This window comes from Xanthomonas populi, from assembly GCF_002940065.1.
Classification (GTDB): Bacteria; Pseudomonadota; Gammaproteobacteria; order Xanthomonadales; family Xanthomonadaceae; genus Xanthomonas; species Xanthomonas populi.
Genome location: NZ_MDEJ01000157.1, coordinates 1 through 8,643, shown reverse-complemented (window position 1 = coordinate 8,643; position 8,643 = coordinate 1). Strand labels below are relative to the sequence as shown.

4 protein-coding genes and 2 pseudogenes are annotated in these 8,643 nt (G+C 62.8%); 3 read left to right on the top strand and 3 right to left on the bottom strand.

Annotation, left to right across the window (positions count from 1 at the left end):
* Positions 1-374: 374 nt before the first annotated feature.
* Positions 375-1,760: a glutamine synthetase family protein gene (locus XpopCFBP1817_RS18055; protein WP_128418174.1), complete on the bottom strand. Its 1,386-nt coding sequence runs from the start codon at positions 1,758-1,760 to the stop codon at positions 375-377.
* Between the two features lie 6 nt (positions 1,761-1,766).
* The gene (locus XpopCFBP1817_RS18050; RefSeq protein ID WP_128418173.1) at positions 1,767-2,522 is read right to left on the bottom strand and encodes a gamma-glutamyl-gamma-aminobutyrate hydrolase family protein; all 756 of its coding nucleotides are present in this window, start codon (positions 2,520-2,522) and stop codon (positions 1,767-1,769) included.
* Between the two features lie 303 nt (positions 2,523-2,825).
* Between XpopCFBP1817_RS18050 and XpopCFBP1817_RS18045 the strand changes: the two are divergent.
* The 3 genes and pseudogenes from XpopCFBP1817_RS18045 to XpopCFBP1817_RS18035 all read left to right on the top strand — a co-directional run bounded on the left by XpopCFBP1817_RS18045 (position 2,826) and on the right by XpopCFBP1817_RS18035 (position 6,908).
* A pseudogene (locus tag XpopCFBP1817_RS18045) lies at positions 2,826-4,205 on the top strand (glutamine synthetase family protein).
* A pseudogene (locus XpopCFBP1817_RS18040) lies at positions 4,205-5,514 on the top strand (NAD(P)/FAD-dependent oxidoreductase). Before XpopCFBP1817_RS18045 ends, XpopCFBP1817_RS18040 begins: the two co-directional pseudogenes overlap by 1 nt.
* Positions 5,515-5,609: 95 nt before the next feature.
* Positions 5,610-6,908 carry a diguanylate cyclase gene (locus XpopCFBP1817_RS18035; RefSeq protein ID WP_167393974.1) on the top strand — a complete coding sequence of 433 codons (1,299 nt, stop codon included), beginning with the start codon at positions 5,610-5,612 and terminating at the stop codon, positions 6,906-6,908.
* Between the two features lie 47 nt (positions 6,909-6,955).
* Here the strand turns inward: XpopCFBP1817_RS18035 and XpopCFBP1817_RS18030 are convergent, their stop codons facing one another.
* On the bottom strand, positions 6,956-8,260 hold the full coding sequence (locus XpopCFBP1817_RS18030) for an MFS transporter (protein WP_128418171.1): 1,305 nt from the start codon (positions 8,258-8,260) through the stop codon (positions 6,956-6,958).
* Positions 8,261-8,643 lie beyond the last annotated feature (383 nt).

Genomic DNA, 8,643 nt, shown 5'->3' with positions numbered 1-8,643 from the left:
ATCATGTCTGTCGTTCTCCGCTGGCAGGGCGTCAAGTCAATGATGGCAGATTGCTGGGGTTTTTAGAGGCTCCTTTAAATTAACGCGATAGTCCAGTGAAGCGTCGCGGATATCCGTAATCATTAGCGAAGCGCCTGCAGAAACGCAGGCGATTTTGTAAGAAATGAAGCGCCACCTTATTCCATCTTCGAGTACAGCCCGACGTTTACTCATCCGCCCTTCGGACACCTACTTATAATGAAGATGACAAGTCCCTCAGGGAGAAGAAATAGCAGAAGTGCTGCTCCAAACGCTGCAGTCGGCCACTACCACTGCCCTCGCAGCTTTCTATCGGAAACTCATCTAGCAACAACGTGCCTGGCGAATCGAATCGGTCACACATTCAATAACAAAAACTCCCGCTCCCACGAACTGATTACCCGAAAGAACGTCTCATACTCTTTCCGCTTCACCGAGATATACGCCCGCACGAAACGCCGCCCCAACATCTCCTGCAACGCCTCGCAGCCCTCCAAGCCGTCCAAGGCCTCGCCCAGCGAGCGTGGTAGGTCGTAGCCCTGCTCCTTGCCGTTGCTGCCGATCGGCGCGGTCGGCTCCAGCTTCTCGCGGATGCCCAGCAACCCACACGCCAGCGTCGCGGCCATCGCCAGATACGGATTGGCATCGGAACCGGCAAAGCGGCTTTCCACCCGCATGTTCTGCGGGGTATCGATCGGCACGCGCAGCCCGCAAGTGCGATTGTCGAACCCCCACAGCACATTGCTTGGCGATACCTCGCCAAACATCAGCCGCCGGTAGGAATTGACGTTGGGCGCCAGCAGCCCCATCGCCATCGAAATGTAGTTCTGCAGGCCACCGAGATAATGCGCGAAGGCGTCGCTGAAGCCACCTTCGCGCTTGCCGCTGAATACGTTTTTGCCAGTGCCGACATGCAAAAGGCTCTGATGGATGTGCATCGCACTGCCCGGCTCGGTTTCCATCGGTTTGGCCAGGAAGGTGGCGTACACGCCATGCCGCAACGCGGCCTCGCGCATGGTGCGTTTGAACATGAAGACCTGATCGGCGCGCGACAGCGCATCGGCATGGGTGAAGTTGACCTCCAGCTGCGCCGCGCCGGATTCGTGGATCAAGGTATCCACGTCCAGTTCCATCGCATCGCAGTAGTCGTACATCAGATCCAGGATCGGGTCGAACTCGTTGACCGCATCGATCGAATACGACTGCCGGGCGGTTTCCGGGCGGCCGGAGCGCCCCGCTGGCGGCAGCAATGGGAAATCCGGGTCGGTGTTCTTTTGCACCAGAAAGAATTCCAGCTCCGGCGCCACCATCGGTTGCAGCTTTAGTTCGGCATACGCATCCAGCACGCGGCGTAGCACATTGCGCGGCGCAAGCTCATGCGGCTGGCCATCCTTGGTGTAGCAATCGTGGATGACCTGCGCGGTGGGGTCGGTCGCCCACGGCACCACGCGCACGGTGGATGCGTCCGGGCGCAGATGCATGTCCGAATCAGATGGCGAGGTCAGCTCGTAATAATCGTCGGGAAAATCGCCGGTGACGGTGGTGGCGAAGATGCCTTCCGGCAGGCGGGTGCCGTAGTCGTGCGAGAACTTGTCGGCGGGGATGATCTTGCCGCGTGCGTTGCCGGTGATGTCCGGCACCAGACACTCCACCTCGGTGATGTTGCGCTCCTTGAGCCAGCGCCGCAGCGCGCTCTCCGGCTGTTTGGGCGTGGCTTTGCGCGAAAGTGTGCGGATGGGCATGCAACCTCACTGACTGCGTTGAGCGGCGTATTGGCGACAGGCCTCGCCGAAGGCCTGAAAGATGGCACGGTAGAACGGATGCTGTGTGACACGCCACTGCGGATGCCACTGCACCGCGAGCAAAAAGCCCGGCCCGGCGCCGCGAAAGGCTTCGATCAGGCCATCTGGCGCAGTGACTTCGACCACCAGCCCATCGGCGAGCGTCGCAATACCCTGCCCGTGCAGCGAGTTCACCCACACCTGCGCGGTCTCGCTCATGCTGGCCAAGCAGCCGCCGGGTTGCAGCTGCAACAGATGGGCCGGGCCGTATTGCGTGTCCAGTGCCGCAGCGCGGTCTTCACGATGATCGGCCAGGCCAGGGACTTCATGCACGCGTTGATACAGCCACCCGCCCAACGCCACGTTGACCTCGTGCAGACCGCGACAGATCGCCAGCACCGGCAGGCCGCGCGCAAGCGCCTGCGGGATCAGGCCGAAGCTGGTGGCATCGCGCGCAGGATCATGCAGGTTGCCCTCCCAACTGGGCTCGTCGCTGTCGTGATGCGGCTCGACGTTGCTCACCGCACCGGTCAGCAACACCCCGTCCAACCGATCCAGCCACACGCCCGCATCCAGCGTGGGCTGCAGGCTCGGCAGCAACACCGGCATCGCGCCCACCACCGCCTCTACCGCGCGGATGTATTTTTCGCCAGCGGCCAGAAACGGATGCGGCCCTTGCTGGATGCGATCGGTCGGCAACCCGACCAGTGGAACGACAGCCATGCGGACATCCCGATTGAGAGCGGCGGTTGTACGACTGCTGGTCGCCAGCCAAACGCGGGCGATACTAGAGAGCGACAGGTACCACGCGTCCATTCCGGTCAGCGCGCCGCCCGCGACCAAGTGACGACCGCTCGACAGGTTTTTTCAGCCACTACTTGGATGCAGTGAACATCAGGGACGTCGAACCTTGCGTGCCTTCGAACTTACCGCGCCGCCACCCTATTGCCAAGCGCAACGCCACTGCGGTTGCGACTGCTCACGCACGCTTTGTTAGGCTGGGCGGCGACTTCGCAGGTGGTGCTCATGGCTTCCGAAAACTCCGTCGCGTCCTTGCCCGCTACCGATGCCGTCACCCTGGCGAGCATCGACGGCTGCGAATCGGTCGACCTGTTATTGCCTGACACCAACGGCGTGCTACGCGGCAAACGTGTGACTGGCCAGGCACTGAGCAAGATCTATCGCGATGGCGTGTGCCTGCCGATGTCGCTGATCGCCACCGACATCACCGGCAACACCGTGGAAGAAACCGGGCTGGGCTACGCCATCGGCGATGCCGACCGCATCTGCCGGCCGATCGAAGGCTCGCTGCGTCCGGTGCCGTGGGCCCCGCAGCCGATGGCGCAGCTGCTGCTGGCGATGCATAACCCGGACGGCAGCGTGTTCGAAGTTGCACCACGCGCAGTATTGCAGCGTATGTTGCGTGGCTTCGCTGTGCTGGGCCTGACCCCGGTGATCGCAGTGGAACTGGAGTTCTATCTGTTCGACGCGGTGGCCGATGCGCAGGGGCGTCCGCAGACCCCGCGCGACCCGGTCACCGGCGTGCGCAGCGACAGCACCCAGGTGTATTCGATGCAGGACCTGGACGACCAACGCAACTTCACCGACGCGGTCACCATCGCCTGTCGGCAACAAGGCATCCCTGCAGACACCGCGGTGGCCGAATACGCACCCGGCCAGTTCGAAATCAACCTGCAACATCGCGCCGACGCAGTGGCCGCCTGCGACGATGCGCTGCTGCTCAAGCGCACCATCAAGGCGATTGCACAGCAACAGGGCAAGCTTGCCAGCTTTATGGCCAAGCCGTTTCCGGGCCAGGCCGGCAGCGGGCTGCACGTGCACGTGAGCCTGCTCGATGCCGACGGTAACAACGTGCTGGCCAGCGCTGCCGATGCGCCAGCCGACGGCCTGCGCCACGCCATCGCCGGGCTGCAGCGGCATGCGGATGCGTCGCTGCTGGTGTTCGCGCCGCATGCCAATAGCTATCGGCGTTTTGTCAGCAATGCCTTCGTGCCGCTGGATGCGAGCTGGGGCTTCAACAATCGCACCGTGGCGCTGCGCATTCCGCATAGCGATGCGCACAACACCCGCATCGAACACCGCATCGCCGGCGCGGACGCCAACCCGTATCTGGTCACCGCCGCCGTACTCGCTGCCATGCTGGACGGCTTGCGACACCCCAGCGAGCCTACCGCGCCAGTCACCGGCAATGCCTACGCGCAATCGGTCTTTCAGCCGCGCACGTAGCAAGCTGCAGTCGATGCATTTCTCGCCAGCCCTTTCATCGGCGAGCAATTGGGCGCCCAGTTCCAGCATGTGTTCGGCCAGCAGAAGCAACGCGAATTGCTCGACTACCAGGCGCTGGTGCCGGATCTGGATTACGCCCGGTATCTGCGGACCGTGTGATGGGCAACCCGGCCACACAACTGCCAGACAGCGACACGTCGGGCAACGGGTATCCCGACAGTTGGTATGCCCGCAGCACGCCCGCCTTGGCGGAGCAGCCGCGCCTGCAAGGTGTGGAACGTGCCGATGTCTGCATCCTCGGCGCCGGCTACACCGGCCTGACTGCTGCCCTGGCCTTGGCCGAGGCCGGCTACGAAGTCATCGTGCTGGAAGCCAGGCGCATCGGCTGGGGCGCTTCGGGGCGCAATGGTGGCCAGGCCATCGTGGGCTACGGCTGCGAGCAGCAGACGCTGGAAGCGCTGGTCGGCGATGCCGATGCGCGGCTGTTGTTCGACTTCTCGCGCGAGGGCATGCGCCTGCTGCGCGCGCGCATTGAGCGCCACGCCATTGGCTGCGAATGGCGCGACGGCCACGCCCACGTGCCGCTGAAACCGCGCCAGGTGCAGGCCCTGCAGCACGGCATCGTGCGCATGGCCGAGCGCTACGACTACCCGCTGGAATGGTGGGACCGCGCCCGCACACGGCAGGTACTGGACAGCCCGCTGTATCTGGGCGCGATGTTCGACCCGGCCACCTGCACCCGCTTGCCTACGCGCTCGGCCTGGCACGCGCAGCGCTGGCGGCCGGCGTGCGCATCTACGAAGACTCGGCGGTGACTCGGCAGGAACTCGGGGACCGCGTGGTGATGCACACCGCCCAAGGCAGCGTCAGTGCCGACTTCGGCCTGATTGCCGGAAACGCCTTGTTACACGGCATTTCCACAACGTTGGAACGCCACATCATGCCGGTGGTCACCTATGTCGGGGCGACGCCGCCGCTGGGCGAGGCCCGCGCACGCGCCTTGATCGCCAACGACATGGCCGTGGCCGATACCAACTGGGCGCTGGACTATTACCGGCTCAGCGCCGACCACCGGCTGCTGTTCGGCGGCCGCGCCAGTTATTCCTCGCGCCCGCCGCCCAGCTTGAACCGCTTGATGACGCAGCGCATGCACACGGTGTTCCCGCAGCTGCGCGATGTGCCACTGGAAACGCTATGGGGCGGCGACGTGGACATCTCGCGCAATCGCGCCCCGCACTGGGGCCGGCTGGCGGCCAACGTCTATTTCGCGCAGGGTTTCTCCGGCCATGGCGTGGCGGCCACCGGCCTTGCAGGTCATGTCATCGCCGAGGCCATCACCGGTCAGAGCCAGCGTCTGGACGTGTTCGAGCGCATCGCGCATCGGCCTTTCCCCGGCGGACGGCGGCTGCGTACTCCCCTGCTGGTGGCGGCAATGAGCTGGTATCGCCTGCGCGATGCACTGTGGTGATTCGTGCATCGTCTTCGTCACGTTGAGACGAAGCGCTCAAGTTTTGGCGAGCAGAGCCGTTAGCGCTTTGAAGGTTCGATCCGCACGGCTAACCGATGTCCCCAGGTACCCTACATTGCAACAGTGAAAGCGCAGTCCTACCGCAACGCGTGTTGCTGGTGGAAAACTCGCGCACCTTCACCAGCATGCTGCGCGAAGCTATCGAGCAACGCGTGGAATTGCCGGTCACGGTCGTCTCGACCCTGGCAGAAGCCGCACGCGTGTTGGACGAAGAAGATGGTTGGTTTCTGGTGTTGACCGGGTTGGTGCTGGTGGACGGCGACCGCGACAAGGTCGTGGAGTTTTTCCTTTCGCGCAAACTGCCCACCGTGGTGGTCAGTGGCGTCTACGACGAAGATCTACGTCAGCGCGTGCTGCAGCAGCAGATCATCGATTACGTGCTCAAGAACGCGCCCGGCGCCATTGAATATCTGGCCTGGCTGGTGCAGCGCCTGGAGCGCAATCGCCGTATCGCTGCGCTGGTGGTGGACGATTCCTTGTCTGCGCGCACCTACGCCGGCGCGTTGCTGTCGATGTACGGCTACCGCGTGGTGCTCGCTGCCGACGGTGCCGCCGGCCTGCAGGCGATCGAGCGCGACCCTGGCATCCGCCTGACCATTGTCGATCAGGAAATGCCGGGCATGGAAGGCGTGGAATTCACCCGCCGGCTGCGTGCGACCCGCTCACGCGACAAGGTCGCGGTGATCGGCATCTCCGGCAATAGCGATTCGTCGCTGATCCCGCGTTTTCTCAAGAACGGCGCCAACGATTTTCTGCGCAAACCCTTTTCGCGCGAAGAATTCTTCTGCCGTGTTTCACAGAACGTGGACCAGCTGGAGCTGATCGGCACACTGCAGGATCTGGCCACCCGCGACTTCCTCACCGGCCTGCCCAACCGGCGTTACTTCCTGGAACAAAGCCAGCGGGTGATCCCCACATTGCTGTCGCAGGACCAGACGGTCACCGCGGCCATGGTGGATATCGACCACTTCAAACATATCAACGACACCTGGGGCCACGAGGCCGGCGACCAGGCATTGCGTGCGGTGGCTGCCTCCGTCTCCGGGCATGCGCGGCCGCAGGATCTGGTAGCGCGCTTCGGCGGCGAAGAATTCTGCTTGCTGGTACCGGGGCTGGATGTCGCCAACGCCAGCAACTATTTCGAAACCTTGCGCGAGCGCATCAGCGCTTTGCGGGTGCGCGTGGGCGACGAGACGCTGAGCATGACGGTCAGCATCGGCGTGTGCATCGCCAGCGAAAGCGACCAGTCGCTGCATCACCTGTTGAAAGAGGCGGACAAGCACCTGTATCTGGCCAAGGCCGGCGGTCGCAATCAGGTACGTCTAGCAAGCTGATTGGCATCAGCCAAACCACATCGCGCACGATCGTGCTCGTGCACAGGCTACTTTGAAGCAACCGGCTCCGCGTGGCGCCGCATCGCACGCGCCGCGATCAACGCCAACAGACTCAGCACCGCAGCGCCACCTAGATACTGCCCGACTGCCTGCACCCCATAACGTGCGGCCAGCTGCGTGGCTACGTACGGCGCCGGCGCCGCACCCAGAATGCTGGCCAGATTGAACGACAACGAGGCGCCGGTGTAGCGGACCTCGGTGGGATACAGCTCGGCCAGCAGCGTGCCGCAGGGGCCGTAGGTCAGGCCCATAAAAAAGAAACCCAGCGCCAGGAAGATCAACAACTGCAACGGGTGATTGGCCTGAAACAGCGGCGCAAATGCCAGCCCGAACGCAACGATTGCCATGCTGGCCAACATCATCGCCAGCGGTGCGCCATGACGGTCGCCGAACTTGGCCGACAGCGGAACGCCGATCGCGAAAAAGACGATGCCGGCCATCTGCAGCAGCAGAAACTGCTCCTTGTCGTAGCCCAGGGTTGTGGTGCCATAGCCAAGCGCGAACACTGTCATCAGATAGAACAGCACGAAGGTGGCGAACGCACCCAGCGTGCCGATCATCAAGGCCGGCCAGTGCTCGGTGACCACCGTGCCCAACGGAAGGAGCACGCGCGTTTTGCGGTCCAGGGTCTTCTGAAAATCCGGTGTCTCAGTGATGCTCAGGCGCACCCACAAGCCGGTCAACACCAGCAGCGCACTTGCCAGGAACGGTACCCGCCAGCCCCACTGCATGAACTGCGCATCGTCGAGCACTGCGTCCATGCCCAGGAAGGTGCCGGTAGACAACACAAAGCCCAGCGGCGCGCCCAACTGCGGGAACATGCCGTACCACACGCGTTTGCCCGGCGGTGCGTTTTCGGTGGCAAGCAACACCGCCCCACCCCATTCGCCGCCCAGGCCCAGCCCTTGGCCGAAGCGGCACAACGCCAGCAACGCAGGCGCGAACACGCCGATCTGCGCATAACCAGGCAGCAGGCCGATCGCCACCGTGGACAGCCCCATCGTCAGCAAGGCCGCCACCAAAGCAGCTTTGCGCCCGACCCGATCACCGAAGTGGCCGAACACCGCCGACCCCACAGGCCGCGCGACGAAGGCCACGGCAAATCTCGCCAGCGACTGCAGCATCGCCGCACTGCCATCGCCAGCCGGAAAAAATAAGGTGGGAAACACCAGCACCGCGGCGGTGGCGTAGATATAGAAATCGAAGAACTCGATGGTGGTGCCGATCAGACTGGCGAACAGCACGCGCGCAGGCGAATTGACGGACGTGGCAAGCGGCGCAGTTGCAGTCATCTGTTGTCGCCATCAAAAAAAACAAGGTGATGGATTGTCGCAAATCCCGCACAGGTTTTTGCGAAGGCGCGATATCGCTACGTACGCAAAGATGAAAGAGGACGCAACGCACACTCGAAAGACATCTTTGCGGAGACGCATCCGAAAAGTGGACAGGACTTCTGCTTCACAAGGTCAGCGGACTAGATGGACGACATAGGATCAAAGAAGAAGATAATATTCGCTTCAAACTGTGTCGATGCGGGAATTTCGCCCGCAAGATCCAAAACCAGACAACGCCTAGAGTTTAAAATGAAATATAAATATAGGAGCCTCTAAAAACCCCAGCAATCTGCCATCATTGACTTGACGCCCTGCCAGCGGAGAACGACAGACATGATCAG